Source organism: Yersinia sp. 2542 StPb PI (assembly GCF_048593855.1).
In the GTDB taxonomy this organism is placed as follows: Bacteria; Pseudomonadota; Gammaproteobacteria; order Enterobacterales; family Enterobacteriaceae; genus Yersinia; species Yersinia enterocolitica_E.
The window spans coordinates 1-1,386 of record NZ_JAZGQA010000390.1 but is presented as its reverse complement, the minus strand read 5'-3'; the positions used below and the strand labels follow the sequence as shown (position 1 = coordinate 1,386).

The following is a 1,386-nucleotide window of genomic DNA, read 5'->3' as shown; positions in this document are numbered from 1 at the left end:
TCTTATGCCACAAAATTAAAGAGGCCAGTCCATTGTGAACTGGCCTCTTTGCATATCATCTGTATACCGAGTAATTACATAAAGGTCGTTACCAGTAGGTAACCGGTGATACACGAGCTAATAACACCGATAAGGCCTGGGATGATAAAACTATGGTTAATGATAAATTTACCAATCTTGGTGGTACCTGAACGGTCAAAACCGATGCAAGCAAGGTCGCTTGGATAAGTTGGCAGAACAAAGTAGCCATAAGCTGCTGGGAAGAAGGCAATCAACATTTTAGGATCAACACCAAGTTGCAGGCCCATTGGTGCGATGGCGGCTAATGCTGCCGCTTGGCTGTTTACCAGTTTGGAAACCAAGAACAGAACAATGGCATAAGTCCAAGGCTTACTTTTCACGACATCTTCCAATACCAGTTTCAAATCACCCATATGGGCTTGGAAGAAGGTATCACTCATCCAGGCAACACCGAATACCGAGAAGATAGCAACCATGCCAGCTTTAAATACGGCACCGTTAGAGATATCACTGGGTTTAACTTTACAGCCCATCAATATAACCGCACCAGCTATCAGCATCATCATCTGAATAACCAGGTTCATCGACAGTGACTGCAATTTGTCCTTAACTTCAAAGGCTGGTCGCAGATCAGCAAAAGCGCCCAGTAATACTACTATTGCGATCGCTGCGAAGAATATCCAGGTAGACCAGTAGGCTTGTTTCGGGAAAACCTGATTCAATAATGTATCTGTTGAACCATAGATAAAGGAGCGTTGCTCTGGATCTTTAATTCTCTCTTGAAAATCAGGGTCTTTATCCAGGTCTTTACCACGGCGCAGGCTCCACAAGGCTGCCATTAGTACCCCAACTAAAGAGGCTGGGACTGATACGGCCAGAATCTCCAGAATGCTGTAAGCATGGCCGATACCGTGGTTGGCACCAATAATTGATACTAATGATACGACAGCTACCGATACGGGTGAGGCGGTAATAGCCATTTGTGAAGCAACGGATGCAACAGCCATTGGTCGTTCCGGGCGAATACCTTTCTTAATGGCAATATCAGAAATAATCGGGAACATGGTATAAACAACGTGCCCGGTGCCACATAAAAAGGTTAATGACCAGGTTGTAAATGGAGCTAGTAGCGTAATATGCTGAGGGTGCCGGCGTAATAAGCGCTCGGCAAATTGCATCATTACATTTAATCCACCGGCAGTTTGTAATACAGATGCACAACCAATAACAGCTAATATGGTGAGCATGACATCTACTGGTGGTTTCCCTGGTTCAAGCCCAAAGATAAAGGTTAGAATAAATAAGCCGATACCACTTATTAACCCCAGCCCCATACCTCCGTAGCGTGTCCCCAGTAGTAGACAT

General features: G+C 44.9%; 1 protein-coding gene. It reads right to left on the bottom strand.

Features of this window, described 5'->3' with window-relative positions:
* Positions 1-74 precede the first annotated feature (74 nt).
* Positions 75-1,386 (bottom strand): anaerobic C4-dicarboxylate transporter (locus V1952_RS21840; protein WP_420075547.1); only part of this gene is annotated, 1,312 nt, incomplete at its 5' end.